Source organism: Pluralibacter sp. (genome assembly GCF_019237635.1).
Taxonomy (GTDB): Bacteria; Pseudomonadota; Gammaproteobacteria; order Enterobacterales; family Enterobacteriaceae; genus Enterobacter_B.
Genome location: NZ_JAFAGS010000154.1, coordinates 31,385 through 58,094, shown reverse-complemented (window position 1 = coordinate 58,094; position 26,710 = coordinate 31,385). Strand labels below are relative to the sequence as shown.

Annotated in this window: 31 protein-coding genes, 1 other RNA gene and 1 pseudogene; 24 read left to right on the top strand and 9 right to left on the bottom strand. The window is 50.7% G+C overall.

The features are described from left to right. Window positions 1-2 precede the first annotated feature (2 nt). The 9 genes from JO226_RS18005 (at window position 3) to JO226_RS17965 (ending at window position 7,268) form a co-directional block, all read left to right on the top strand. Window positions 3-581, top strand: coding sequence for a recombinase family protein (locus tag JO226_RS18005; RefSeq protein WP_293640847.1), 579 nt, complete (start codon window positions 3-5; stop codon window positions 579-581). A gap of 64 nt (window positions 582-645) precedes the next feature. Beyond that, window positions 646-1,833 (top strand): phage tail sheath protein, encoded by a 1,188-nt coding sequence (locus JO226_RS18000; protein ID WP_293640844.1) that lies wholly within the window; start codon window positions 646-648, stop codon window positions 1,831-1,833. 12 nt (window positions 1,834-1,845) lie between these two features. Beyond that, window positions 1,846-2,364 carry a phage major tail tube protein gene (locus JO226_RS17995; protein ID WP_293640842.1) on the top strand — a complete coding sequence of 173 codons (519 nt, stop codon included), beginning with the start codon at window positions 1,846-1,848 and terminating at the stop codon, window positions 2,362-2,364. 63 nt (window positions 2,365-2,427) lie between these two features. Then, complete coding sequence (locus JO226_RS17990; protein WP_293640840.1) at window positions 2,428-2,709, top strand: phage tail assembly protein; 282 nt, start codon at window positions 2,428-2,430, stop codon at window positions 2,707-2,709. A 32-nt stretch (window positions 2,710-2,741) separates the two neighbouring features. Beyond that, window positions 2,742-2,861: a GpE family phage tail protein gene (locus tag JO226_RS17985; RefSeq protein ID WP_000763326.1), complete on the top strand. Its 120-nt coding sequence runs from the start codon at window positions 2,742-2,744 to the stop codon at window positions 2,859-2,861. Then, the gene (locus JO226_RS17980; RefSeq protein WP_293640794.1) at window positions 2,854-5,283 is read left to right on the top strand and encodes a phage tail tape measure protein; all 2,430 of its coding nucleotides are present in this window, start codon (window positions 2,854-2,856) and stop codon (window positions 5,281-5,283) included. The genes JO226_RS17985 and JO226_RS17980 overlap by 8 nt, the downstream gene beginning before the upstream one ends. Window positions 5,284-5,294: 11 nt before the next feature. Then, the gene (locus tag JO226_RS17975; protein WP_293640792.1) at window positions 5,295-5,759 is read left to right on the top strand and encodes a phage tail protein; all 465 of its coding nucleotides are present in this window, start codon (window positions 5,295-5,297) and stop codon (window positions 5,757-5,759) included. A 2-nt stretch (window positions 5,760-5,761) separates the two neighbouring features. Continuing rightward, window positions 5,762-6,940 carry a phage late control D family protein gene (locus JO226_RS17970; protein WP_293640790.1) on the top strand — a complete coding sequence of 393 codons (1,179 nt, stop codon included), beginning with the start codon at window positions 5,762-5,764 and terminating at the stop codon, window positions 6,938-6,940. Window positions 6,941-7,049: 109 nt separating this feature from the next. Further along, the gene (locus JO226_RS17965) at window positions 7,050-7,268 is read left to right on the top strand and encodes a DNA-binding transcriptional regulator (RefSeq protein ID WP_112933321.1); all 219 of its coding nucleotides are present in this window, start codon (window positions 7,050-7,052) and stop codon (window positions 7,266-7,268) included. A gap of 161 nt (window positions 7,269-7,429) precedes the next feature. Here JO226_RS17965 and rplS read toward each other — a convergent pair whose 3' ends face one another. The 5 genes from rplS to ffh all read right to left on the bottom strand — a co-directional run bounded on the left by rplS (window position 7,430) and on the right by ffh (window position 10,923). After that, on the bottom strand, window positions 7,430-7,777 hold the full coding sequence (gene rplS / locus JO226_RS17960; RefSeq protein ID WP_006178051.1) for a 50S ribosomal protein L19: 348 nt from the start codon (window positions 7,775-7,777) through the stop codon (window positions 7,430-7,432). Between the two features lie 40 nt (window positions 7,778-7,817). Beyond that, entirely contained in the window at window positions 7,818-8,585 is a 768-nt protein-coding gene (gene trmD / locus JO226_RS17955; protein WP_293640705.1) for a tRNA (guanosine(37)-N1)-methyltransferase TrmD, read from the bottom strand. Between the two features lie 45 nt (window positions 8,586-8,630). Next, entirely contained in the window at window positions 8,631-9,179 is a 549-nt protein-coding gene (gene rimM / locus JO226_RS17950; RefSeq protein ID WP_293640934.1) for a ribosome maturation factor RimM, read from the bottom strand. Between the two features lie 18 nt (window positions 9,180-9,197). Then, window positions 9,198-9,446 (bottom strand): 30S ribosomal protein S16, encoded by a 249-nt coding sequence (rpsP, locus tag JO226_RS17945; RefSeq protein WP_293640702.1) that lies wholly within the window; start codon window positions 9,444-9,446, stop codon window positions 9,198-9,200. Window positions 9,447-9,561: 115 nt separating this feature from the next. Then, complete coding sequence (gene ffh, locus JO226_RS17940) at window positions 9,562-10,923, bottom strand: signal recognition particle protein (protein ID WP_293640699.1); 1,362 nt, start codon at window positions 10,921-10,923, stop codon at window positions 9,562-9,564. 164 nt (window positions 10,924-11,087) lie between these two features. Between ffh and JO226_RS17935 the strand changes: the two genes are divergently transcribed. Beyond that, complete coding sequence (locus tag JO226_RS17935) at window positions 11,088-11,879, top strand: inner membrane protein YpjD (protein ID WP_013365129.1); 792 nt, start codon at window positions 11,088-11,090, stop codon at window positions 11,877-11,879. An 18-nt stretch (window positions 11,880-11,897) separates the two neighbouring features. Further along, on the top strand, window positions 11,898-13,184 hold the full coding sequence (locus JO226_RS17930; RefSeq protein WP_293640694.1) for an HlyC/CorC family transporter: 1,287 nt from the start codon (window positions 11,898-11,900) through the stop codon (window positions 13,182-13,184). Window positions 13,185-13,238: 54 nt separating this feature from the next. Here JO226_RS17930 and grpE read toward each other — a convergent pair whose 3' ends face one another. Beyond that, a complete protein-coding gene (gene grpE / locus JO226_RS17925) occupies window positions 13,239-13,832 on the bottom strand; it encodes a nucleotide exchange factor GrpE (protein WP_293640691.1) in 594 nt (197 codons plus the stop codon). Between the two features lie 122 nt (window positions 13,833-13,954). On the opposite strand from grpE, the gene nadK reads away from it, so the two are divergent. The 3 genes from nadK (at window position 13,955) to bamE (ending at window position 17,071) form a co-directional block, all read left to right on the top strand. Continuing rightward, window positions 13,955-14,833, top strand: a complete 879-nt coding sequence (gene nadK / locus JO226_RS17920) for an NAD(+) kinase (protein WP_013365125.1) — start codon at window positions 13,955-13,957, stop codon at window positions 14,831-14,833. Between the two features lie 85 nt (window positions 14,834-14,918). Further along, a complete protein-coding gene (recN, locus tag JO226_RS17915) occupies window positions 14,919-16,580 on the top strand; it encodes a DNA repair protein RecN (RefSeq protein ID WP_293640686.1) in 1,662 nt (553 codons plus the stop codon). Window positions 16,581-16,729: 149 nt separating this feature from the next. After that, the gene (gene bamE, locus JO226_RS17910; protein ID WP_293640684.1) at window positions 16,730-17,071 is read left to right on the top strand and encodes an outer membrane protein assembly factor BamE; all 342 of its coding nucleotides are present in this window, start codon (window positions 16,730-16,732) and stop codon (window positions 17,069-17,071) included. 42 nt (window positions 17,072-17,113) lie between these two features. Here the strand turns inward: bamE and JO226_RS17905 are convergent, their stop codons facing one another. Both JO226_RS17905 and JO226_RS17900 read right to left on the bottom strand, forming a co-directional pair. Then, complete coding sequence (locus JO226_RS17905) at window positions 17,114-17,401, bottom strand: RnfH family protein (RefSeq protein WP_293640682.1); 288 nt, start codon at window positions 17,399-17,401, stop codon at window positions 17,114-17,116. Further along, window positions 17,391-17,828, bottom strand: a complete 438-nt coding sequence (locus JO226_RS17900; protein WP_293640680.1) for a type II toxin-antitoxin system RatA family toxin — start codon at window positions 17,826-17,828, stop codon at window positions 17,391-17,393. Before JO226_RS17900 ends, JO226_RS17905 begins: the two co-directional genes overlap by 11 nt. A gap of 147 nt (window positions 17,829-17,975) precedes the next feature. Between JO226_RS17900 and smpB the strand changes: the two genes are divergently transcribed. The 6 genes from smpB (at window position 17,976) to JO226_RS17870 (ending at window position 23,626) form a co-directional block, all read left to right on the top strand. Next, the gene (smpB, locus tag JO226_RS17895; RefSeq protein ID WP_293640678.1) at window positions 17,976-18,458 is read left to right on the top strand and encodes an SsrA-binding protein SmpB; all 483 of its coding nucleotides are present in this window, start codon (window positions 17,976-17,978) and stop codon (window positions 18,456-18,458) included. Window positions 18,459-18,566: 108 nt separating this feature from the next. Further along, window positions 18,567-18,929: a transfer-messenger RNA gene (gene ssrA, locus JO226_RS17890) on the top strand. A gap of 164 nt (window positions 18,930-19,093) precedes the next feature. After that, on the top strand, window positions 19,094-20,323 hold the full coding sequence (locus JO226_RS17885) for an integrase domain-containing protein (RefSeq protein WP_293640676.1): 1,230 nt from the start codon (window positions 19,094-19,096) through the stop codon (window positions 20,321-20,323). 183 nt (window positions 20,324-20,506) lie between these two features. Then, window positions 20,507-21,517 (top strand): hypothetical protein, encoded by a 1,011-nt coding sequence (locus JO226_RS17880; RefSeq protein WP_293640673.1) that lies wholly within the window; start codon window positions 20,507-20,509, stop codon window positions 21,515-21,517. A gap of 4 nt (window positions 21,518-21,521) precedes the next feature. Further along, window positions 21,522-22,451, top strand: a complete 930-nt coding sequence (locus JO226_RS17875) for a hypothetical protein (RefSeq protein WP_293640670.1) — start codon at window positions 21,522-21,524, stop codon at window positions 22,449-22,451. Window positions 22,452-22,459: 8 nt separating this feature from the next. Beyond that, window positions 22,460-23,626 carry a hypothetical protein gene (locus tag JO226_RS17870; RefSeq protein WP_293640667.1) on the top strand — a complete coding sequence of 389 codons (1,167 nt, stop codon included), beginning with the start codon at window positions 22,460-22,462 and terminating at the stop codon, window positions 23,624-23,626. Between the two features lie 73 nt (window positions 23,627-23,699). Here the strand turns inward: JO226_RS17870 and pilV are convergent. Next, window positions 23,700-24,308, bottom strand: a pseudogene (gene pilV, locus JO226_RS17865) (shufflon system plasmid conjugative transfer pilus tip adhesin PilV); the annotation flags it as partial. Window positions 24,309-24,628: 320 nt separating this feature from the next. On the opposite strand from pilV, the gene JO226_RS17860 reads away from it, so the two are divergent. From JO226_RS17860 to JO226_RS17845, 4 genes are all read left to right on the top strand, one after another. Next, window positions 24,629-25,120, top strand: a complete 492-nt coding sequence (locus tag JO226_RS17860) for an Hcp family type VI secretion system effector (protein WP_293640664.1) — start codon at window positions 24,629-24,631, stop codon at window positions 25,118-25,120. Then, window positions 25,117-25,467, top strand: coding sequence for a DUF2778 domain-containing protein (locus JO226_RS17855; protein WP_293640662.1), 351 nt, complete (start codon window positions 25,117-25,119; stop codon window positions 25,465-25,467). The genes JO226_RS17860 and JO226_RS17855 overlap by 4 nt, the downstream gene beginning before the upstream one ends. A 128-nt stretch (window positions 25,468-25,595) precedes the next feature. Beyond that, a complete protein-coding gene (locus tag JO226_RS17850) occupies window positions 25,596-25,859 on the top strand; it encodes a hypothetical protein (protein ID WP_293640660.1) in 264 nt (87 codons plus the stop codon). Between the two features lie 314 nt (window positions 25,860-26,173). Further along, entirely contained in the window at window positions 26,174-26,629 is a 456-nt protein-coding gene (locus JO226_RS17845) for a SymE family type I addiction module toxin (RefSeq protein ID WP_293640658.1), read from the top strand. Window positions 26,630-26,710 lie beyond the last annotated feature (81 nt).

Below are 26,710 nucleotides of genomic sequence, written 5' to 3'. Positions count from 1 at the left end.
AGATGCAGGTTGGCTATGTGCGCGTATCAACAAATGAGCAAAACACCGCCCTACAGCGTGACGCGCTGGAACGGTCGGGATGTGAGCTAATTTTCGAGGATAAAATCAGCGGCAAATCGACCAACAGGCCGGGGCTCAATCGCGCCCTTAAACGACTTCAGGCCGGTGATACGCTGGTAGTCTGGAAGCTCGACCGGCTCGGTCGTAGCATGCGCCACCTTGTCTCGATGACCGAAGAACTTCGCCAGCGCGGCGTAAATTTCCGAAGCCTGACCGACAGTATCGATACATCAACACCGATGGGGCGTTTTTTCTTCCATATCATGGGCGCTCTTGCGGAAATGGAACGCGAGTTAATTGTCGAGCGCACCCGCGCCGGGCTCGATGCCGCTCGCGCACAGGGAAGAATCGGAGGACGCAGGCCAAAGCTGACACCAGACGAATGGGCTCAGGCCGGGCGGCTGATTGCCGCCGGAGAATCCCGCCAGCGTGTCGCGATAATTTTTGATGTGGGCATATCGACGCTGTATAAAAAATTCCCGGCGACTAATCCCGTTGTGTCAGCCACCGCCGAACCCTGACAAATAGCCGCATACAGGTGCACACCAGACAATATCACTCACCCAACCTAACGGAGTTAAACGGATGAGTGATTATCATCACGGTGTCGAGGTCATCGAGCTTAACGATGGCACCCGCACAATCTCGACGGTATCAACGGCGGTTGTCGGCATGGTCTGCACGGCCAGTGATGCTGACGCCGGGGCATTCCCGCTCAATAAGCCGGTACTGATTACCAGCCCACAAAACGCCATCGCGAAAGCCGGTACCAAAGGTACTCTTGCAAAATCCTTACAGCTCATCGCTAACCAGTCAAAACCGGTTGTCGTTGTCGTACGCGTCGCAGAGGGAACAGGCGACGACGAAGAGGCACAGGCGCAGACCATTTCTAACATCATCGGCACCACGGATGAGAACGGCAATTACACTGGGCTGAAAGCGCTGTTAACGGCAAAAGCGGTCACCGGCGTAAAACCCCGTATTCTTGGCGTGCCGGGCCTCGATACACAGGAAGTCACGACCGCACTTGTCTCAGTGGCTCAGAAGCTCCGCGCTTTCGCCTATGCCAATGCATGGGGCTGCAAAACTATTTCGGACGTTATCGCTTATCGCAAAAACTTCAGCGGTCGCGAGCTCATGCTTATCTGGCCTGATTTCCTCGGGTGGGATACCACGACCAACGCCACGACAACCAGTTACGCGAGCGCCATCGCGCTGGGTCTGCGTGCCAAAATCGACAATGACACAGGCTGGCATAAAACCCTGTCAAACGTTGGCGTCAATGAGGCCACTGGCATCAGCGCATCCGTTTTCTGGGATTTGCAGGAAAAAGGCACCGACGCCGACCTGCTCAACGAAGCAGGTATCACGACGCTGATTCGGGAAAATGGTTTCCGCTTCTGGGGTAATCGTACCTGTTCTGATGACCCGCTGTTTCAGTTTGAAAACTACACCCGCACCGCGCAGGTCATCGCCGATACGATGGCCGAGGGCCATATGTGGGCGGTCGACAAGCCGATCACCGCCACGCTGATTAACGACATCATCGACGGTATCAACGCGAAATTCCGCGAGCTGAAAACCGGCGGTTACATCATCGATGCGAAATGCTGGTTTGACCCCGAAGCTAACAGCAAAGAGACCCTGAAAGCCGGTCAGTTGCTCATCGACTACGACTATACGCCGGTACCGCCGCTTGAACGTCTGACCCTGCGTCAGCGCATCACCGACAAATATCTGGCGAATCTTATTTCGTCAGTTAACAGCAAATAAGGAGCCTGACCAATGGCATTACCGCGCAAGCTCAAACTCATGAACCTGTTTATCGACGGGGTGAGTTATCTCGGCGTCGTGCAATCCGTCACGCTGCCGAAATTAACCCGCAAGCTCGAGAACTATCGCGGCGGCGGGATGAATGGCCCGGCACCGGTCGACCTCGGCCTCGATGATGATGCACTGTCGGCTGAAATCTCGCTCGGCGGCTTCCCTGATGACGCTATCTGGTCGTTATACGCTGCCACCGGTGCGGCGTCCGTGCCGCTGCGTTTTGCCGGGTCTTACCAGCGTGATGATACCGGCGAGACCGTACCGGTCGAGGTTGTTCTCCGTGGCCGTCAGAAAGAAATCGACCTCGGCGAAGCCAAACAGGGCGAAGACACCGAGTCGAAAATCTCTCTCGCGTGCACTTACTTCAGGCTGACGATGAACGGCTCGGAACTGGTGGAAATCGACACGGTGAACCTCATCGAAAAAGTGAATGGTACCGACATGCTCGAGGCGCACCGACAAAATATCGGCCTGTAATTTCTGCCCCGGTCAGCACGGCTGGCCGGGCATCCTGAAACCTGAATTTAACGAGAAAGTATCATGGAAAAAACTAACGAAAACATCGTCACTCTGAATACCCCGATTAAGCGCGGCGAGCAGGTAATTACCGACGTCACTCTGTTAAAACCGAATGCCGGAACCCTTCGCGGTGTCAGCCTGGCATCTGTCGCAAACTCTGACGTCGATGCGCTGATTAAAGTGCTGCCGCGCATGACCATGCCGTCACTGACCGAACAGGAAGCCGCCGCGCTGGAGTTGCCCGACCTGCTGTCGTTTGCTGGCAAGGTGGTCGGTTTTTTGTCTCCGAGTTCGGCGGCGTAACCTTTCCGAAAAAACTCTCGGTCGATGACCTGATGGCTGACATAGCGGTAATTTTCCACTGGTCGCCATCAGACCTTTATCCCATGAGCCTGACCGAGCTCGTCAACTGGCGTGAAAAAGCGCTACAGCGAAGCGGAAACACGAATGAGTAATAACCTCAAACTCGAAGTGCTGCTGAAAGCTGTCGACCAGGCGACCCGACCCTTTAAAGCGATCCAGATGGCGAGCAAATCGCTGTCTGGTGATATCCGCACGACTCAGCAATCCCTGCGTGATTTGAATGGTCAGGCATCGAAAATCGACGGTTTTCGGAAAACCAGTGCACAACTGGCGGTAACCGGTCAGGCACTGGAAAAAGCAAAACAGGAAGCTGAAGCGCTGGCGGTGCAGTTTAAAAACACGGAACGACCAACAGCGGCACAGGCCAGAGTGCTGGAGTCAGTGAAACGCGCGGCTGATGGGTTGCAGACGAAATACAACAGCCTCACGCAGTCAGTTAAGCGGCAACAGACCGAGCTCGGCAAAGCGGGGATTAATACGCGCAATCTGTCGAATGATGAAAGCCGCCTGAAAAACGCTGTCAATGAAACCACCGCACAACTTAACCGCCAGCGTGAAGCACTGGCGCGGGTCAGTGCGCAACAGGCGAAACTCAGCACAGTACAAAAACGCTATCAGGCAGGAAAGGTGCTGGCGGGCAATGCGGCATCGACGGGCGCTGCCGGGGTGGGGATGGCAACAACCGGCGCGCTTGCCGGTGTGGCACTGATGAAGCCCGGTTATGATTTTGCTCAGAAAAACTCAGAGCTTCAGGCTGTTCTCGGTGTTGCCAAAGACTCCGCGGATATGGTGGCGCTCCGCAAACAGGCGCGCCAGCTCGGCGACAACACCGCCGCGTCGGCTGATGATGCCGCTGGCGCACAGATTATTATTGCTAAAGCAGGTGGTGATTCTGCCGCAATTCAGGCGGCTACACCCGTCACGCTCGATATGGCGCTCGCAAACCGCCGGACGATGGAAGAGAACGCCGGGCTGTTGATGGGGATGCGTTCGGCGTTCCAGCTCTCTAACGATAAGGTCGCCCATATCGGTGATGTTCTGTCGATGACGATGAACAAAACCGCCGCCGACTTTGACGGCCTGAGTGATGCCCTGACCTATGCCGCGCCGGTGGCGAAAAATGCCGGGGTCAGTATTGAAGAAACGGCCGCAATGGTTGGCGCGTTGCATGATGCGAAAATTACCGGCTCGATGGCGGGTACCGGTAGCCGCGCGGTACTGAGTCGATTACAGGCTCCGACGGGCAAGGCGTACGACGCAATCAAAGAACTCGGCGTAAAAACGGCCGACGGCAAAGGGAATACCCGCCCAATTTTCACCATCCTGAAAGAAATGCAGCGGAGTTTCGAAAAAAACAAACTCGGCACCGGCCAGCGCGCTGAATACATGAAAACCATATTTGGTGAAGAGGCCAGCTCAGCAGCGGCGGTGCTCATGACCGCCGCCTCAAGCGGAAAATTAGACCAGCTTACTGCTTCCCTTAAAGCATCAGATGGCAAAACCGCCGAGCTAGTGAAGGTTATGCAAGATAACCTCGGGGGCGATTTTAAAGAGTTTCAGTCAGCGTATGAAGCGGCAGGAACTGACCTGTTTGACCAGCAAGAGTCATCCTTGCGTAAGCTGGTGCAAACAGCGACAGGCTATGTATTGAAACTTGACGGGTGGATTCAAAAAAACAAATCGCTTGCAACTACATTAGGTGTCGTTACGGCGGCGGCGGTCGGTATTGTGGGGATGATTGGTGCCATTGGTCTTGTTTCGTGGCCGGTCATTACCGGTATTAACGCCATCATTGCGGCGGCTGGCGCGCTTGGCGCGGTCTTCACGACAATCAGTGGCGGGATTATTGCCGCTATCGGTGCTATTACATGGCCGGTCGTGGCGGTAGCGGCGGCGGTGGTCGCTGGCGCGCTGCTTATCCGTAAATACTGGGAGCCTGTCAGCGCATTCTTTGCCGGTGTGGTCGAGGGGCTCATGAGTGCCTTTGCGCCGGTCGGGGAAATGTTCGCACCGCTGGCACCCGTTTTTGAGGGTCTCTGCGAAAAGCTTCGCGGTGTCTGGCAATGGTTTAAAGACCTGATAGCGCCGGTGAAAGCGACTCAGGACACGTTGAACAGTTGCCGTGATGTCGGGGTTCTGTTCGGTCAGGCGCTGGCCGACTCCCTGCTGATGCCACTTAACGCCTTTAACAAGCTGCGAAGCGGGATTGATTGGGTGCTCGAAAAACTCGGCATTATCAACAAAGAATCCAGCTCGCTTGACCAGACCGCGGCGAAAGCCAGTGCGGCGACGCAGAACGGTTACAGCCCCGCTATCAGCTCATACAACAGCTATCAGCCGGTCACGGCACCCGCCGGTAAAACCTACATCGACCAGAGTCGGCCAACCTATCAAATCAACGTGCCGGGCAATGGTATGCCGGGCGGTCGGTTGGGTAATGATTTGCAGGATGCATTAGAAAAATATGAGCGTGAGAAACGCGCCAAAGCCCGCGCAAGTATGATGCATGACTAAGGAGACTGATTATGATGCTGGCATTAGGTATGTTTGTTTTTATGCGTCAGACGCTGCCCTATCAGAGTATGCAGCGCAGCGCAGATTATAGCTGGGCGTCAAACTCCCGCGTCGGGAAGCGTGACGCTTTTCAGTATCTCGGCGAGGGTGAAGACAAAATCACCCTGAGCGGTGACCTGTATCCTGAGCTGACCGGCGGTAAGCTCTCGATGCTGGCGCTGTATGCGATGGCTGAGCAGGGGCGGGCGTGGCCGCTTATTTCCGGGACGGGGATGATTTACGGGATGTTTGTTGTCAGTAATGTGTCGGAGACCGGCACGGTATTTTTTGAGGATGGGTCGCCGCGCAAAATCAGCTTCACCCTGACGCTGACTCGCGTCGATGAATCGCTCGCGGCGGTGTATGGCGATATCGGAAAACAGGCCGAGAGTCTGGTCGGTAAAGCTGGTGATATGCTGTCGATGGTGGGGGCTTAATCATGCTGGATATTATCACCGGCGCGGGTGCCACACTGACGCCCGATTTTATGCTGACACTGGAAAGCAAAGATATCACCGGCAATATCAGCGACCGGCTGATTAACCTTTCGATGACGGACAACCGGGGATTTGAGGCCGACCAGCTCGATATCGAGCTCGACGATACTGACGGGCTGGTCGCACTACCGATTCGCGGTGCGGTGCTGTCGCTGTATCTCGGGTGGAAAGGCTTCTCGCTGGTCAGTAAGGGGCAGTTTACGGTTGATGAGGTGGAGCACCGGGGCGCGCCGGATACGGTGACCATTCGCGCCCGTAGCGCCGATTTTCGCGGAACACTCAATTCCCGCCGGGAAGAGTCATGGCACGATACCACGCTCGGTGCAATCGTCAGTACGATAGCCGAGCGAAACACGTTAACGGCCAGCGTCGCTCAGTCACTCGCGGGTATTCAGATTCCGCACATCGACCAGTCTCAGGAATCCGACGCCGTTTTCCTGACCCGCCTTGCGGAACGCAACGGCGGCGCAGTCTCGGTGAAAGCGGGTAGGTTGCTGATGCTCAAAGCGGGAAGCGGTACCACGGCCAGCGGGAAAGCTATTCCTCAAATTACCATCCAGCGCAGTGACGGCGACCGGCATCAGTTTGCCATTGCCGACCGTGGCGCTTACACCGGCGTGACCGCGAAGTGGCTGCATACCAAAGACCCGAAACCGGCGAAGCAAAAGCAAGCGGTGAAGCTGAAGCGTAAGTCCAAAGCGCAACACCTCCGGGCGCTACAGCACCCGAAAGCAAAACCGGTGAGCAGTAAAACCACGGCCAAAAAGCAGAAAGAGCAGGAAGCCCGCGAGGGTGAATACATGGCCGGTGAGTCTGACAATGTTTTTGCGCTGACAACCATTTACGCAACAAAGGCGCAAGCGATGCGTGCGGCTCAGGCGAAGTGGGATAAATTACAGCGTGGCGTTGCGGAGTTCTCCATTATGCTGGCGACCGGTCGCGAGGATATTTACCCGGAAATGCCGGTCAGGGTGTCAGGCTTTAAGAGCGTCATAGACGCGCAACCGTGGATAATCAGCAAGGTGACACACAACGTCGGCGGGAACGGCTTTACGACGGCTGTAGAGCTCGAGGTGATGCTTTCAGATATGGATTACGAAACCGAAGATGATGACGAGTAAAAGAGACAACAAATGAATCTGCGAACTCAGCATTAAAAATGCACACCAAACTTGCAAATGTAAGTTTTGAGTTTATTATTCCCTCAAGCCAGCAGAGGGGGAAGAGATTATGATGCACTGTCCACTATGTCAGGATGCAGCTCACGCAAGGTCAAGCCGGTACCTGAGTATGGAAACAAAAGAACGTTATCACCAATGCCAGAATATCAACTGTGGATGCACATTTGTGACCCACGAGACACTCGCACGATTCATTGTGAAGCCCGGAGAGATTGAACCGGCACCACCCCACCCAACCAGACATCAGCAACATCAGCTTTGGCTCTAAACCTGCTTCGGCAGGTTTTTTATTATCTGCTATCTGTGGCCACTGGTGGACATAAAACATTTCTGTGTGGACATTTCGTGGACATCAACACGAAAAAAGGGGTTAGCATATCGCTAACCCCTTGTTTTCTAACACGCTTTGGATGTAGCGTGAAAGCGATCTTAGTTAAGACGCTCTTTGATACGAGCAGACTTACCAGTGCGCTCACGCAGGTAGTACAGTTTAGCTTTACGTACAGCACCACGACGTTTAACAGCAATGCTGTCAACTACCGGAGAGTGAGTCTGGAAGACACGCTCAACGCCTTCGCCGTTGGAAATTTTACGAACAGTGAATGCAGAGTGCAGACCGCGGTTACGAATAGCGATAACCACGCCCTCGAATGCCTGCAGACGTTTTTTGGAACCTTCAACAACCCATACTTTCACTTCCACGGTGTCACCCGGACGGAAGGAAGGTACGTCCTGCTTCATCTGTTCTTGTTCAATTTGCTTAATAATGTTGCTCATAATTTAATCTCTTATCCTGGGTAAACTGATATTGGGGGCCTTAAGCCATCCCATCATGTTTATGTTGCTGCGACGCGTGTTCAGTTTTGAACTCGCCCAGCAACCTCGATTGCTCTTCAGTCAGAGCCAGGTTTTCCAGAAGTTCAGGTCTTCTCAGCCAGGTACGGCCCAGCGACTGCTTCAGGCGCCAGCGGTGTATCTCAGCATGGTTGCCTGACAGTAACACTGCCGGAACCTCCATGCCTTCCAACACTTCAGGGCGAGTATAGTGCGGACAGTCCAGCAACCCATCTGCAAAGGAATCTTCCGTTGCAGAGGCTTCATGGCCCAGCACACCCGGAATAAACCGGGCGACGGAGTCAATCAGCGTCATTGCCGGTAACTCTCCACCGCTGAGAACGTAATCGCCGATAGACCATTCTTCGTCAATCTCGGTCTGAATTACGCGCTCATCTATCCCTTCGTAGCGACCGCACACCAGAATCAGTTTCTGACTGGTAGCCAGTTCGCTGACGCCCGCTTGATCAAGCTTGCGTCCCTGAGGTGAAAGATAAATCACCTTCGCACCTTCACCTGCCGCGGCTTTTGCTGCATGAATGGCATCCCGTAAGGGTTGCACCATCATTAACATCCCCGGTCCGCCGCCGTAAGGACGGGAGTCCACGGTACGGTGCCGGTCATGCGCGAAGTCGCGAGGACTCCAGCTTTGGATGCTCAGCAGGCCATTTTTTACTGCCCGGCCAGTTACCCCGTAGTCGGTAATTGCGCGAAACATTTCAGGAAACAGGCTAACTACACCAATAAACACAAGCCAATCCCCATAGTGCCGTCTTTTACCGTTAATCCGGAGGTTTTAAAAACCAGGATCCCAATCTACTTCGATAGTACGCGTAGTGAGATCGACTTTCTTGATAACCTGCCCATCGAGGAACGGAACTAACCGCTCCTTGATACCAAACGCATCTTTCAGGTTTGCTTTGATGACGAGAACGTCATTTGACCCGGTTTCCATCATGTCGATGACTTTACCGAGGTCATAGCCTTCTGTGGTCACTACCTGGCAGCCCATCAGGTCTTTCCAGTAGTAGTCACCCTCTTCCAGCGCCGGCAACTGCGAAGAATCCACGACGATTTCGCAATTCGTCAGCAGATTCGCGGCATCACGATCGTCAACGCCTTTCAGCTTGATAATGATGTCCTGATTGTGGTGGCGCCAGCCTTCCAGCTCGACAGCCTGCCACTGACCCGCCTTCTGGATAAACCAGGGCTGATAGTCAAAAATGCTTTCGGCGTCTTCGGTGGAGGAAAACACTCTGAGCCAACCACGGATACCGTAGCAAGAACCCATTTTTCCGAGAACAATCGGTTCAACGGGCGCTTTCGCGGCGTCTTGCTTGCTCATCATGACCACCGTGACAGATTAAGCTGCTTTGTTTGCTGCTTTGATAAGCGTAGCAACGCGATCGGAAACAGTAGCGCCCTGGCCAACCCAGTGAGCGATACGATCCAGATCCAGACGGGTTTCTTCTTCCGCGCCAGAAGCGATCGGGTTGAAGAAGCCAACGCGCTCAATGAAGCGACCGTTGCGTGCATTACGGCTGTCGGTGACAACAACCTGGTAGAACGGACGCTTTTTCGCGCCGTGACGTGCTAAACGAATAGTTACCATAACATCCTCTTGTGTGAATAAAACAACCGGGCCCCATCGAGGAACGGAGCCCGGTGTCATATTAAAAGCCCGAAAATTTTACTCATTTTCGTACGAATTGCAATCTCTAAAGCGATTAGCGGCCCGGAAAGCCCGGCGGCATCATCCCTTTCATTCCGCGCATCATTTTCGCCAGGCCGCCCTTCTTCATTTTCTTCATCATGCGCTGCATGTCGTCGAACTGCTTCAGAAGACGGTTAACGTCCTGTACCTGCATGCCGCAACCGGCGGCAATACGGCGTTTGCGGGAGCCTTTGATGATGTCCGGATTCGCGCGCTCTTTGAGGGTCATCGAGTTAATGATGGCCTCCATGCGCACCAGCACTTTGTCATCCATCTGCGCTTTGACGTTATCGGGGATCTGGCCCATGCCAGGCAATTTGCCCATCAGGCTCGCCATGCCGCCCATGTTTTTCATCTGGCGGAGCTGCTCCAGGAAGTCGGTCAGGTCAAAACCGTCGCCCTTCTTCAGTTTAGACGCCAGTTTTTCCGCCTGCGCGCGGTCCACCTTGCTTTCGATATCTTCGATCAGCGACAGCACGTCGCCCATGCCGAGAATACGGGAGGCGATACGATCCGGGTGGAACGGCTCCAGCGCTTCGGTTTTCTCACCGACGCCGAGGAATTTAATCGGCTTACCGGTGATATGACGAATGGAGAGCGCCGCGCCGCCGCGGGCGTCGCCGTCGACCTTCGTCAGCACCACGCCGGTGAGCGGCAGCGCTTCGTTAAAGGCTTTCGCAGTATTCGCCGCATCCTGGCCGGTCATGGCGTCGACGACAAACAGGGTCTCTACCGGATTAATAGACGCATGAACCTGTTTGATTTCGTCCATCATCGCTTCGTCAACGTGCAGACGACCAGCGGTATCCACCAGTAGCACGTCGTAGAATTTGAGCTTCGCTTCTTTCAGCGCCGCGTTAACGATGTCGACAGGCTTTTGCGCGACGTCGGACGGGAAGAAATCAACACCGACCTGCTGCGCCAGCGTTTCCAGCTGTTTGATCGCCGCCGGGCGATACACGTCGGCGGACACCACCAGCACCTTCTTCTTGTGCTTTTCGCGCAGGAATTTACCGAGCTTACCGACGCTTGTGGTTTTACCCGCGCCCTGCAAGCCCGCCATCAGCACGACGGCTGGCGGTTGCGCGGCCAGGTTCAGGCTCTGGTTCTCTTCGCCCATCGCCGCCACCAGCTCGTTGCGGACGATTTTGACGAACTCCTGACCCGGGGTCAGGCTCTTATTGACTTCATGACCAACCGCTTTCTCTTTTACGCGGTTGATGAACTCGCGCACTACCGGCAGGGCGACATCGGCCTCCAGCAGCGCCATGCGCACTTCGCGCAGCGTTTCTTTAACGTTTTCTTCAGTAAGGCGTCCACGGCCGCTGATGTTGCGCAGCGTACGCGATAAACGATCGGTTAAATTATCAAACATTGTCTCTCGCCTGAGGTGGAAACGGTGGTCGCCATCGCGACACATAGACAGAAATTTGCCGCAGTATAACACGACACCGCGCGAGTTGTGATGCAACGGTTGGAGCAGACGTCACGTAACGTTATACTGATTCTCTTTCATCACACGCCGACGTCGACATCTTTATGCCTGTTTTTGCACTGCTCGCGCTTGTCGCCTACTCCATCAGCCTTGCGCTGATCATTCCCGGCCTGCTGCAAAAAAACAGCGGCTGGCGGCGCATGGCGATTTTATCCGCCGTTATCGCGCTTATCTGCCACGCCTTCGCGCTGGAAGCGCGTATCCTGCCTGGCGGTGAAAACGGACAAAATCTGAGCCTGCTCAACGTCGGCTCGCTGGTCAGTCTGATGATTTGTACGGTGATGACTATCGTGGCGTCACGCAACCGCGGCTGGCTGCTGCTGCCGATTGTCTATGCCTTTGCGTTGATAAACCTGGCGCTGGCCACCTTTATGCCCAATGAGTTCATCACTCATCTTGAGGCCACGCCCGGCATGATGGTGCATATCGGCCTGTCGCTCTTCGCCTACGCAACGCTTATCATCGCCGCGCTCTATGCGCTGCAGCTGGCGTGGATAGACTATCAGTTGAAAAACAAAAAGCTGGCCTTCAGCAGTGAAATGCCGCCGCTGATGAGCATTGAACGCAAGATGTTTCATATCACCCAGGTCGGCGTCGTGCTGCTGACGCTGACGCTGTGTACCGGCCTGTTTTATATGCATAACCTGTTCAGCACGGAAAATATCGATAAGGCCGTCCTTTCTATTGTCGCGTGGTTTGTCTATATCGTGTTGTTATGGGGCCACTATCATGAAGGCTGGCGCGGACGCCGCGTAGTCTGGTTTAACGTGGCGGGCGCCGGCATTCTAACGCTGGCCTATTTTGGCAGCCGCGTCCTGCAGCAGTTCGTAGGCTAAGTACTAAAGGAATCTCAGTTGGAACATATCTCTACCACTACGCTGATCGTAACGCTGATCATCATGGTGGTCATTTCCGCCTATTTCTCCGGTTCAGAAACCGGCATGATGACGCTCAACCGCTACCGACTGCGTCATATGGCAAAACAGGGCAACAGCTCGGCAAAGCGCGTCGAAAAGCTGCTGCGCAAGCCTGACCGCCTCATTAGCCTCGTGCTTATCGGCAACAACCTCGTCAATATTCTGGCCTCGGCGCTGGGCACCATCGTCGGGATGCGCCTGTACGGCGATGCGGGCGTGGCTATCGCCACCGGCGTGCTGACGTTCGTCGTGCTGATATTTGCCGAAGTGCTGCCAAAAACCATTGCCGCGCTGTATCCGGAAAAAGTGGCCTACCCCAGCAGTTTCCTGCTGGCGCCGCTGCAGGTGCTGATGATGCCGCTGGTCTGGCTGCTTAACACCATTACCCGCATTCTGATGCGCATGATGGGCATCCGGACCGATACCACCATGAGCGCGGCGTTAAGCAAAGACGAGCTGCGCACCATCGTGAACGAATCGCGCTCGCAAATCTCACGGCGCAATCAGGACATGCTGCTGTCGGTGCTGGATCTGGAAAAGGTCAGCGTCGACGACATCATGGTGCCGCGTAACGAAATTGTCGGGATCGACATCAACGACGACTGGAAGTCGATTGTCCGCCAGTTGACGCACTCGCCTCATGGCCGCATCGTGCTGTATCGCGACTCGCTGGACGACGCCATCAGCATGCTGCGCGTGCGCGAAGCCTACCGCCTGATGACCGAGAAAAAAGAGTTCACCAAAGAGGTGATGCTGCGCGCCGCGGACGAAATCTATTTCGTGCCCGAGGGGACGCCGCTCAGCACGCAGTTGGTCAAATTCCAGCGCAACAAAAAGAAAGTCGGCCTGGTGGTCGATGAATACGGCGATATTCAGGGGTTGGTCACCGTTGAAGATATTCTCGAAGAGATCGTCGGCGATTTCACCACCTCGATGTCGCCATCGCTGGCGGAAGAAGTGACCCCGCAGAATGACGGCTCGGTGATTATCGACGGCAGCGCCAACGTGCGTGAGCTGAATAAAGCCTTCAACTGGCATCTGCCGGAGGATGACGCCCGTACGATAAACGGCGTCATTCTGGAAGCGCTGGAGGAAATCCCCGCCATCGGCACACGCGTACGCATTAACCACTACGACATCGATATTCTTGATGTACAGGAGAATATGATTAAGCAAGTGAAAGTGGTGCCGGTAAAATCGCTGCGGGAAAGCGTGGCGGAATAACAAAAAACCCTCGCCCGGAACGGGAGAGGGTTCGTTCATACGGCCAGAGGCCTGTCAGCCTTTGGCTTTGGCGACAGAGACCATCGCGGCGCGAATCGTACGCCCGTTCAGGGTATAGCCCTTCTGCATCACCATCAGGACATTGCCCGGCGAGACCTCGTCAGACTCTACCATCGCGATTGCCTGATGCACATTCGGGTCCATCGGCACGTTGATATCGCCGACCACCTCCACGCCAAACTTACGAACTACGTCGAGCATGGACTTCAGCGTCAGTTCGATACCTTCCACCATCGGCGCCAGGTCCGGGTTTGATTTATCAGCCACTTCCAGTGCGCGATCCAGGCTGTCGATAACCGGCAGAAGCTCGTTCACAAACTTCTCCAGCGCAAATTTATGCGCCTTTTCGACATCCAGTTCAGTACGACGACGCAGGTTTTCCATCTCTGCCTTAACACGCAGGACGCCGTCGCGCTCGCGGGTCTGGGCCTCAACGAGTTGAGCTTCCAGATTCGCAATTTTTTCATCGCGCGGATCCACCTGCTCAGCAGAAGCTCCAGGCTCTACCGCCTCAACCTCTTCGTGCTGGTCCTTGATAGTTTCTTCCGGGGCTTGCCCCTCAGGCGTTTTCTGTTCTTTACTACTCATGAATTTCTCCGCGTTTTTTCGTATTCATCTCGCTGACTTCGCTTATTATGGGGATCGGTTTGCGGGTTTCAAGGGAAGCCGCCACATTGTCATCATTCATTCGGCACAAGGACCTCCAGAAAATGAACAATCATTTCAAGTGTATCGGTATTGTCGGCCATCCCCGTCACCCTACCGCGCTCACCACACATGAAATGCTTTATCGCTGGCTGTGCTCCAAAGGCTACACGGTAATGGTGGAGCAGCAGATTGCCCATGAGCTACAGCTCAAAAACGTCGCGACCGGCACGCTGGCGGAGATCGGCCAACAGGCGGACCTCGCGGTGGTGGTCGGCGGCGACGGCAATATGCTCGGCGCCGCGCGCACGCTGGCGCGCTACGACATTAAGGTTATCGGCATCAACCGCGGCAATCTGGGGTTTCTGACCGATCTCGACCCGGATAACGCGCACCAGCAGCTCGCGGATGTGCTCGAAGGCCACTACATCGCGGAAAAACGTTTTCTGCTGGAGGCGCAGGTGTGCCAGCAGGACTGCCAGAAGCGTATCAGCACTGCCATCAATGAAGTGGTGCTCCACCCCGGCAAGGTGGCGCATATGATTGAATTTGAAGTCTACATCGACGAAGTGTTTGCCTTTTCCCAGCGCTCAGACGGGCTGATCATCTCAACGCCGACCGGCTCTACCGCCTACTCGCTGTCGGCAGGCGGCCCGATTCTGACGCCGTCTCTGGACGCCATCACCCTCGTGCCGATGTTCCCGCACACCCTCTCGGCAAGACCGCTGGTTATTAACAGCAGCAGCACCATTCGCCTGCGTTTTTCACATCGCCGCAGCGACCTTGAGATCAGCTGCGACAGCCAGATAGCGCTGCCGATTCAGGAAGGCGAGGATGTGTTGATCCGCCGCTGCGACTACCACCTCAACCTGATCCATCCCAAAGACTACAGCTATTTCAACACATTAAGCTCCAAACTCGGCTGGTCGAAAAAATTGTTCTGATTTCAGACATGGCGCTTTACTGTATAAAAAACCAGTTTATACTGTACACAAATACAGTTATGGTTTTTCATACAGGAAGACGACTATGCTGGCACAACTGACCATCAGCAATTTTGCAATCGTACGTGAGCTGGAAATCGATTTTCACCGCGGTATGACGGCCATCACCGGGGAAACCGGGGCGGGCAAATCTATTGCCATTGATGCGCTCGGGCTGTGCCTTGGCGGTCGGGCAGAAGGTGACATGGTGCGTGCTGGCGCCACGCGTGCCGATCTCTGCGCCCGCTTCTCGCTGAAAGATACCCCTGCCGCACAACGCTGGCTTGAAGCCAACCAGCTGGAAGACGGGCGTGAGTGTTTACTTCGCCGGGTCATCAGCAGCGACGGGCGCTCGCGCGGTTTCATCAACGGCACTGCCGTACCGCTGTCCCAGCTGCGCGAGCTTGGGCAACTGCTCATCCAGATTCACGGCCAGCACGCGCATCAGTTGTTAACCCGCCCTGAGCATCAGAAAACCCTGCTGGATGGCTATGCAGGTGAGTATGCGCTTACTCAACGCATGGCGGAACATTACCGCCTGTGGCACCAAAGCTGTCGCGATCTGGCGCAACATCAGCAACTGAGCCAGGAACGCGCCGCGCGAGCCGAACTGCTGCAGTACCAGTTAAAAGAGCTTAACGAGTTCAGCCCGCAGCCTGGCGAGTTCGAGCAGATCGACGAAGAGTATAAACGCCTCGCCAACAGCGGGCAGTTGCTCTCCACCAGCCAGCACGCCCTGACCCTTCTCGCCGATGGCGAAGACGCCAATCTGCAAAGCCAGCTCTATACAGCGCGCCAGTTGGTGACTGAGCTGGCGGCGATGGATACCAAACTCTCCGGCGTGCTGGATATGCTGGAAGAGGCCGCCATCCAGTTGAGTGAGGCCAGTGACGAGCTGCGCCACTACTGCGACCGCCTCGACCTCGACCCGAACCGCCTGTACGAGCTTGAACAGCGTATTTCCCGCCAGATTTCGCTGGCGCGCAAGCATCACATCAGCCCAGAAGAACTGCCGGCGTTTCATCAGTCGCTGCTCGATGAGCAGCAACAGCTCGATTCCCAGGCCGACACGCTGGAAACGCTGAGCGTAACAGTACAGCAGCACCATCAACAGGCGCTGGAAACCGCGCAACAGTTGCACGATTCTCGCCATGCCTGCGCCGCAGAGCTGGCGCAGCTTATCACCGACAGTATGCACTCACTGTCGATGCCGCACGGCCTGTTCACCATCGACGTCAACTTTGAACCACACCACCTGACGGCCGAAGGGGCGGATCGCATTGAGTTTCGCGTCACCACCAACCCGGGGCAACCGTTACAGCCGATTGCCAAAGTCGCCTCCGGCGGCGAGCTTTCCCGTATCGCACTGGCGATTCAAGTGATCACCGCCCGTAAAATGGAAACCCCGGCGCTGATTTTCGATGAAGTGGATGTCGGCATCAGCGGCCCGACCGCCGCCGTGGTCGGTCGCCTGCTGCGCGAACTGGGCGAGTCAACGCAGGTGATGTGCGTGACGCACCTGCCGCAGGTGGCAGGCTGCGGCCACCACCACTTCTTTGTCAGCAAAGAAACCGACGGCGAGATGACCGAAACGCATATGCAGCCGCTCGATAAACGCTCCCGGTTGCAGGAGTTGGCACGTCTGCTGGGCGGTAGTGAAGTCACCCGAAATACGCTGGCGAACGCGAAAGAGTTACTGGCCGCATAAACTTTTTCGGTAACACAGGGTCATAGAGAACGATAAAAAACGCCGTAAGACCAAACGTCAGAGGTTTTAAAGTGGTGAAAGGTCTATTATCATCGGCATATTACAAATGAGCCGCGTACTGCTCGGGCCCGAAAAGGAATCAAATCACTATGCGCTGTAAAATGCTGACTGCTGCCGCAGCGGTTCTTCTGATGTTGACCGCAGGCTGTTCCACTCTGGAACGAGTGGTTTACCGTCCTGACATCAACCAGGGTAACTATCTGGCGCCAAACGATGTTGCTAAAATTCGTGTCGGCATGACGCAACAGCAGGTTGCCTATGCTCTGGGCACCCCGATGATGTCCGATCCCTTCGGTACCAACACCTGGTTCTACGTCTTCCGCCAGCAACCGGGTCATGAAAAAGTCACCCAGCAGACGCTGACGCTGACCTTTAACAGCAGCGGCGTTCTGACCAATATCGACAACAAGCCAGCGCTGACCAACCAGTAAGCCTGCAACGGATGTAAAAAAAGCGCTCATTGAGCGCTTTTTTCATTTTCCGGTTTTCTCGGCCCGCTGGCGGCGAAGCGCTTTCGGGTCGGCAATCAGCGGGCGATAAATTTCCACCCGGTCGCCGTCCTGCACCTCGTCCTGCAACTTAACCGGTCGGCTATAGATGCCCACCTTATTCTTGTCGAGCGAGATATCGGTGCGCAGCGTCAGCAATCCACTGGCGATAATGGCCTGTTCAACCGTACTTCCCGCGTCCAACGTCACCTTTTGCAGATACTGTTTTTCCGGCAACGCATAGGCCACCTCGACGGTGATTTTAGCCGACACTGTAAACCTCTCGGGCGCGGGAGGTAAACGCCTGCACCATGTTCGAGGCCAGCTCTTTAAAGATTTTGCCGAACGCCAGCTCAATCAGCTTATTGGTGAACTCAAAGTCGAGATGAAACTCGATTTTGCAGGCATCCGCGCTGAGCGGCGTAAACTTCCAGGCGCCGATCAGCGTCTTAAACGGCCCGTCGACCAGGTGCATTAAAATGCTCTGGTTGCTGGTTAAGGTATTACGGGTCGTGAACGTCTTGCTGATGCCCGCCTTCGAGACGTCAACCGCGGCCGTCATTTGCGTTGGCCCGGCGTCCAGTACGCGGCTGCCGGTGCAGCCAGGTAAAAAGGCAGGATACGACTTCACATCGTTCACGAGTTGATACATTTGCTCCGCGCTATAAGGCACCAGCGCAGTACGGCTAATCTGAGGCATAGCAATTCCCACTCTCTTACACGGCGCAAATAATATCATTTATTGCCTGTTAAAAAAAACGCCAGGCCATAACTCGTGCTAAGATATCGCATTGCGCCTCGTGGGAAGGATTGAGGCAAAGAACAAAAGAGATGACTTCAGGATATTATGACCAAGAAAAAAACCCACAAACCTGGATCAGCCACCATTGCGCTGAATAAACGCGCCCGTCACGAATACTTTATCGAAGACGAATTCGAAGCCGGCCTCGCGCTGCAGGGCTGGGAAGTGAAGTCCCTGCGTGCCGGCAAGGCCAACATCGGCGACAGCTACGTTATCCTGAAAGACGGTGAAGCGTACCTGTTTGGCGCCAACTTTACCCCGCTGGCAGTGGCATCCTCGCACTACGTCTGTGACCCGACGCGCACCCGCAAGCTGCTGCTGAACCAGCGCGAGCTCGACAACCTGTACGGGCGCGTGAACCGCGAAGGTTATACCGTCGTCGCGCTGTCGCTGTACTGGAAAAACGCCTGGTGCAAGGTGAAAATCGGCGTGGCGAAGGGTAAGAAACAGCATGACAAACGCTCCGATGTGAAAGAGCGTGAATGGCAAGTGGATAAAGCCCGCATCATGAAGAACGCGGGTCGCTAAAACCCGCACGGCTCTTTCAGCAGGTTAATCCGATAATTATCGGGCATCCTACCCTTGCAGGGACTGGTATCGCGGGTCACAAAAGTGTTATACTTCCACTAACACTAAGGGGCTGATTCTGGATTCGACGGGATTTGCGAAACCCAAGGTGCATGCCGAGGGGCGGTTGGCCTCGTAAAAAGCCGCAAAAAATAGTCGCAAACGACGAAAACTACGCTTTAGCAGCTTAATAACCTGCTCTGAGCCCTCTCTCCCTAGCTTCCGCTCTTAAGACGGGGATCAAAGAGAGGTCAAACCCAAAAGAGATCGCGTGGAGGCCCTGCCTGGGGTTGAAGCGTTAAAACTAATCAGGCTAGTCTGGTAGTGGCGTGTCTGTCCGCAGGTGCCAGGCGAATGTAAAGACTGACTAAGCATGTAGTACCAAGGATGTAGGAATTTCGGACGCGGGTTCAACTCCCGCCAGCTCCACCAAATATTGATACACTGACGTTCAGTGAAGTTCACTAAGCCCGCACAGCACAAGCTCTGCGGGCTTTTTTACGTTCACTACCGTTCGGTGGGAATTGCTGAGAACCACAACTTATGGCACCCTTTTTGGGACCCAACGGAAAGGGTCCAAAACTTGAGGGTCCCAAATGGCAAAGCTCGCGAAAAAACTCACTGATACTGAAATCAAAAATACCAAACCCGGTGATAAGGAGATCAACCTCTTTGACGGGGATGGGTTACTACTACGCATAGCGCCAGACACAAAAGGTGGGAAGAAAAACTGGTATTTCAGGTATTCAGTGCCAGTGACCAAAAAACGTACAAAGATGAGTCTTGGAACCTACCCTCATCTTACCTTGGCTAAAGCACGAGCTTTGCGTGATGAGTATCTATCCTTACTTGCCAACGGTATCGATCCTCAAGTCCATAACAACGAAAAAGCCAATGCGCTAAAAGATGCGACTGAAAATACGCTACAGGCCATAGCAAGAAAGTGGTTGGATGAAAAGATTAAGACTTCCGGTATATCCCAAGATCATGCGGAAGACATCTGGCGCAGCCTCGAAAAAAACATCTTTCCAACGCTGGGTGATGTCCCCATTAAAGAGATCCGCCCCAAAATGCTCAAGCAGCATCTTGACCCAATTGAGCAGCGGGGTGTACTTGAAACTCTACGTCGCATCATTTCCCGCCTGAATGAAATTTTTCGCTATGCAGCCACAGAAGAACTCATTGAGTTCAACCCTGCCGACAACCTTGGTCAGCGTTTCAGTAAGCCAAAAAAACAAAATATGCCAGCATTACCACCAAGCGAACTTCCCCGGTTTATGATTGCATTGTCTAACGCATCAATCCGTCTGGAAACCCGTATGCTGATTGAATGGCAACTGCTGACATGGGTTCGTCCCGGTGAGGCTGTTCGTGCACGTTGGGCTGACATCGATATAGAGAATAAAATCTGGAACATACCACCAGAATTTATGAAGATGAAACGCCCTCATAAAGTGCCATTAAGTAAAGAGGCACTTCGTATACTCGAAAACATGCAGCCTGTCAGCGGTCATCGTGAATGGGTATTTCCCGGCATAAAAACACCATTGACCCACATGCACGAGCAAACAGCTAATGCGGCGCTGATTCGTATGGGATTAGGTGGTGAGTTGGTGGCTCATGGTATGCGTTCAATTGCCAGAACCGCAGCTGAAGAGAGTGGCAAGTTCAGAACAGAAGTTCTTGAAGCAGCATTGGCCCATACCAAGAGCACTGAAATCATAGCAGCCTACAATCGGGCTGAATATTTAGTGGAACGAGAAGTGCTTATGCAATGGTGGGGGGATTACGTTCAGGCACAGAAGTATAGGGCTATGGCAGCCTGATGTGGGTATATTTCACATCACACATGTTATCAAGAATAATTTTTTGACTTACATCACAAAAAAATGTTTTTGTGTAAAACTTGTTGCATTCTACGTATCTTTTTTAGAACCTGTTGTATATAAAGGGGTTTGTTAATTTATTAACGTTAAATAGTTTGACGATTGCGGACTTAAGGAAAAAAAATGATAGACATCAGTTCTGCTGAAGTTGAAAAAATCATAGTACATTATGTTGGTAATAAAATAAGAGAGGAAGGATTCAAATTTTCATCCAATGAAGCACATACAAATGAAAGTTTGAACGATCTATTATTAAAACATTATTTATTACCTCTTTCGAAAACAAATAACTGCTATAGATTTCACCATGAGTCTGACATCAACTTAAATGAATTACACCAATTTTCATCCCGAATATTTGATGATTCAAAAAATTTTAAAGAACAATCTATAAATATAGCAAAACATCTATATAGTTCATCAACCCACCCCAATATTTCAGGCGGTGATTTCATCATTATTCTTTTCTCAAATATAAAAGCAGATGACATATCTTGTCATGGCATTGCCGCATTACGAATAGAGAGCAAAGATGACTACTTGGATATAAAAAATAGCGATGGTGTATTCGAACTACATGAAAAAACAGGAATATCATTAAGTAAAATCCAAAAAGGGGCATTAATAATTTCCAATATAAATACAGTGTATGCCATTGATAACATGGGACAAAAAACCAAATATTGGTTAGATTCATTTTTGAAAGTAATTCCCATGAAAACATATTCTTCATGTATAAAAGCCAGTGGTGAAATATTGAACTCAATATGTTCAAAAATAAAAGACACAACTTCACCATTATTGCTAAACAATGATATCGGTCATAAAATAAATTCATCAGAAACAATTTCAATAAAAGAAATAAAAGAAATAGCGAGCAATCACTTATCTCTTGAAGAGATTGACTCTGTTTTATCTAACGTTAGTGAAAAATATGGTTTTAATTTGTCTGATGATATTGAAGTTGAATCAAAAGCATTACTTCCATATGCAAAAAAAATAGCCAACAAAGCAAGAATCACTGATGGTGTAAGCTTGATAATAACTAATAAAACATATCACATTGAAAACATTTCAATAACCCAAAAAGATAACAAACTACAAGCATTAATCGAAATGAATATAAAGGAATAATATCATGGGCGAACCATCAAAAAGATCTGGTGAAATTGGAGAAAAGCTCACTGAGCAAATATTATCCAGTATAGGATGGATCATTTCATTGCATAATGTACCAATAAAATGCAATACAGCAGAGCATGTATCAAAATCAGGAAAACAAAGAACAACACATGGTGAAGATCAAATATACATCTATCATAGCCCCTTTCACGATGAAACAACAAATATAGTTCATGTTTCTGTAAAAAACAATTTAGCAAAATACCCTGCTGAGGGAACATTAAAGTCAAAGTTTAAAGAGCATATAAAGGAATTACAGCAAACTATAGATTGCGCTAAAAATAGTCCAGAGTTAAAAGCACTAAATACAGCTAATAGGTCCAGAAAAAATAAAATAAATACAGGCCTCCTTATTTGGCTACATAATGATGAATCAAATATTGAATGCGATATCATATCAACTTTGGCTACAACACGCATTGACCAAACTGTAAAATATCCAGTATATGTTATTGATAATGCCAGAGCATCCTTTTTGCTAAAAACAATAGACGATGTTAAACGGCGATATGCTGATAAAAAAATCAATTTTTTCTACCCAAGAATAGGCTCATCGATTTTAGTAGAAGAAAATAGAGTTGGTAATAGCTTACCATTAGAATTAATAGCGTCAGAAATAATACCTTTTACAATAGACACAGAGACTGGTATCAGTTTGGTTTTCTACGCAAATCAGAGTTTTAGTAATGATTCCTACAAAAAACTAATATCCTATGCACTTCAGTTTTCAAATGGGCTAGTTCGTGAAATAAAAATTGGTATGCCTGACTATAATCCAACAAAACATGAACAAGAAGCCCAAATAGCAAGAATGAGTTTTTCAAATAGAGATGAAAGTATATCCCCCTTCTCTTTCAATCGGTCAATCCTTAGTTTACTGGAGTAACATTCATCATGGAAAATAAATTTGATATAAATTCCAATATATTATCTGGTGGCGACCTGAGAGTTCTCCTTAATAGTGAACACATTTCCTATGGTGAAATTCACAATACCTTAAAGAAGAAAGGTATATTTATTGGTGATGCAGATAAATCTATTACAGTTCCTTTACTATCATCAACTCTTCTTACACCAGATCAGTTTTCGCAACTAATTGAAACAAGTGTAAATAGAGAATCAACACCGAAAAATAAAACTTTATCACACGATTTGACTTCGGATGGTGTCGATTGGATTACACCACTTCGGGACTTATTCGAAGATCCATCAAATGGAACAAATTTAATTTTTGATATAGAAAATATTGAATTCATCGAATATCCTGATATAGTAATTGATGGAAATAAAATAATAGTTAACTATAAAATAAATAGAAAAGATTATAGCAAAGATTGGATCGAGCGAGAACTTAACTTCTCAGGAGAAGTCACTATCGAACGTATAGGAAACAAATTAAAACTTGATTTCTTAACAACTCACTCATCTAAAGAAACAGAAAAAATAAACAAAAAAATAACAGCAAAAATATCAAAATCATTGCATGATTTGAACATAGTAAAATCAGAGATACCTAATATTATAACATTTGGTTCATTTGATAATGAAGAAAGAGTTCGCTTCTTTAAGAGACTAACTGGAGGTTTGCCCAAGAAGATATCAACAGGGACTGTTGACAATATAGAAATTAATCTAGACCCTCAAGGTCCATCGATACCAAACGATCCACAGATATCTTGGATGAAGCAAACAGTTAAAAAAATAAAGATCGATGGGGAGAAGCTTAACGATATTTTCCTTATCTCTGATGAAAAATACTATGTGTATTTCCATATTCAAAAAATGGAGATTGAATATCGATTTTCATTCGGACAAAACGCTGGTAAATGCAAAGTATCTTTTTTATTCAGTTCCACTAGCAGGAAAAATGAATCATCAGAAGATAGTGAGTTCACTTTCTATTGTACGAAAATAACTTCAGACAATAATATGAATTTGGAATCGAAAAAAGCCATTTCTAAAAAGATTGAATACTCTTTGAAGGAATTAGTGGAGCTGAAATATGATGAAATCATATCAGAGCGTCTGTCTTGTGATAATGCAATAAAAAAGGCAACTTAAGAAAAATAAAATGTATCATTTTAAATAGAAAAAGAGTCATTATGACTCTTTTTCTTTCACCTCAATAGATTACCTAAACACAAGCATAAAAATATTGTGTCGATGTTCTACAGTGATCATTTTTACCACCACTACATGACGTTTCTGAGTCAGTATTTATCAGAATACTGTTTAGCCCTGATGAGCACGAGCAGCCACCTGTTGCTCTGTTAGGGACAGTACAGGACCATTTCACACTATTATAATATCGAACATAAATACCTGACGCCGCCGCAGGTGTAAGTTCTGACCATTTACCGCTGACACAGGATAAAACCTTACCAACACTGTCTCGGCCCACCAGACCATTAGGCGTACATTTCGCATTCAGTGTTGCCTGACCATTCAGGTGAAGATATTCACCCACTTTGATCCTGCCTACTGATTCAATGGTGCCATTGGATTTTATCGTTCCAGCAGTTAAATTTCCTGACGCATAAATATTACCTGCGCTGTTCATATAAGCTTTAACCGTTTTTCCTGTTCCAGCGCCAACAGTTCCAGACGCATATAAATCATAAGTGCGAACACCTCCGGCCCAGCCCGCAGGTAGATCGTTGGGATTGAGTCCGTTGGTCGCTATACGTCCACCAAACTTCGCCAGCCCTGTTGTAGAGAGCGTGTTGAGATAGGTATCAGATTTTGTAAGCATCCCTGCAATCCGGGCCATTCACTTTTTGAGATCCCGGCAACCAGCACTTTTGCCAGGACTGCAATCAGACAACTGCAATAAAAACAGATAATGACCAGGCCCGAGAAAAAAATAAAATACACGTGAAATACACGCACACGCTGAAAACATGGTAACAATAAAAGCCCACCATACTTCTAATGCAGAAAAAGTATCAATGCATGTAAATAATTCACAAAATCTATGGCACAAATTGCCAGGGATAACCCTTTTAAAACAATGTCTATTAGTTAAGACTTTCACTTCTTTAACGAATAAAATGAGGTTTTAAAATGGCTATTCCTGCTTACTTATGGCTTAAAGATGATGGAGGGGCTGATATAAAAGGCTCTGTGGATGTGCACAATCGCGAAGGCAGCATTGAGGTTTTATCATTCGGGCATGGGTTACACATCCCCACTGACGGCAACACAGGTAAACTAACCGGCACCCGAATCCATTCCCCTTTGATAATAGAAAAAGAATTCGACTCGTCGTCGCCATACCTTTATCGGGCCGTTGCGACAGGACAGACGTTAAAATCTGCTGAAATAAAGTGGTACCGAATCAGCGATGCAGGGCAAGAGGTTGAATACTTCAACATGTTCCTCGAGAACGTGAAGATCGTCGGCGTAACGCCAGTGATGCACAACGTAAAAAATGCAGATATGGAGAAGCATAACCACAACGAAGCCGTCGAGTTACGCTATGAAAAAATCACCTGGAAACATTGTGACGGTAACATCCAGTTTACTGACGGGTGGAACATGCGAGTAACAGTATGATTATTGCCAGATATGCGTTAAACGGCTTACCAACCTCTATCCTCAGCGTTCCCGGTGTCGGCAATTTCCCTGCGTTCTCCGGCCAACTTTATGGGCGTAATAATGTAACGATGGCAAGCAGGGAAGACATCGGTCCGATCCCGCCAGGCCGTTACTTTATTGTGGGCCGCAAAAGTGGCGGGCGTCTCGGTGGGCTCAGAAATTTTTTCCTCAAAAATTTCTATGGCACGGATCGAGAATCATGGTTTGCGCTGTATAAAGAGGATTGGCAGATTGACGATTCGGTTTTTGTTGAAGGGGTAAAGCGTGGAAATTTTCGACTTCATCCCATTGGCCAATGGGGTTAAGTGAAGGATGCATTACGTTATCTTTCCAAAGCGATTTCGACTACCTCAGTAAAGCTCTGTCCAAAACCACAAATGATGCAGGTACCCTGTAGTAGTTTTAAGGCATACGGAACAATCACGGTGACTTGATGATCGCTAAATCCCTTACGTTGATAACACTGCTGGTCGTTTGGTTTATCGTTGTTGCCGCTGTATGGTCGCTGGTGTTTCCCCTTGAATGGGTTTTGTATCTTGATGGTTTCCTGGTATCCCACAGCATACATATCTATGGAGAACACGAATTCGGTGACGAACGGATCTATGACTTTATGGCAGATCTCACCCTGGTCAGTTCAGCGTTACTATCCATCATACTGACCCTCCTCACTTACCGACTGATCCGCCGTAAGTAATATATGTGCAGGCCGTAACATCCTGCCCAGTGATCGGCGTAACCCTGCTTGCTAAATACCACCATGCAAGGACTATTTGCCTGGCGGATCTCCGAATGTACACCCGTTATCTGCAACCCGTTTCACCCCTGCCGCCCTTTCTCTGAAGCCCCCTCGCATTTTTTACTTTTCCAGGCTCATTAATGGCTGTGTTTATATTCAGCTTATTCGTTTCGCAGTAGGTTGGTCGGGTCGTTTAATACGTTTAATCGCGGCCTGACGGTGTTTGCCCACCGCCAGGCCGCTAACCACCACCAACTAAATCGGAGTTGATTATGGCTGAGTCGGAGTTTAAACCAGCAGGTACGTTTTCCCAAACCGTGGCGGAAGATGGGAAAAATACAGCCACGTTTCACGAGCTGTTTCGCAAAAAAAACGTTTATCGTTTGCATGACGCCACGCCGGTGAGCGCGACGTTCCATACGCGAACAACCGCTAAAGGAGAAACAGCGGTGTGCGGCGAGCTGTATTCGCGTATCCGCTACCATCATATTGAGCTGCGCGGCGAGTGGCTGGTCGCGGCAGGTTTTATCGAGGGAATGCCGGTCAAAATTCGGGTGATGCCGGATTGCATCGTGATCACGCCCCAGCATACCCGCGAGCTGTGGGGATGCATTGAGGGGATGAGCGTCACCTTTATCAACCAACGCAATGTCAACCTGTGGATGGAGAAGTTCCCTGGCGCGTTACATAACACTGGCGACATACCGGTACACCGCCGTAAACCATAGACCAACGGGAACGGGGTCCGTGATGCAAAGAGACGCGCCCGGCGCGTCTGTTATTTTAGTGACCAGAAGTAGGGAGTTACC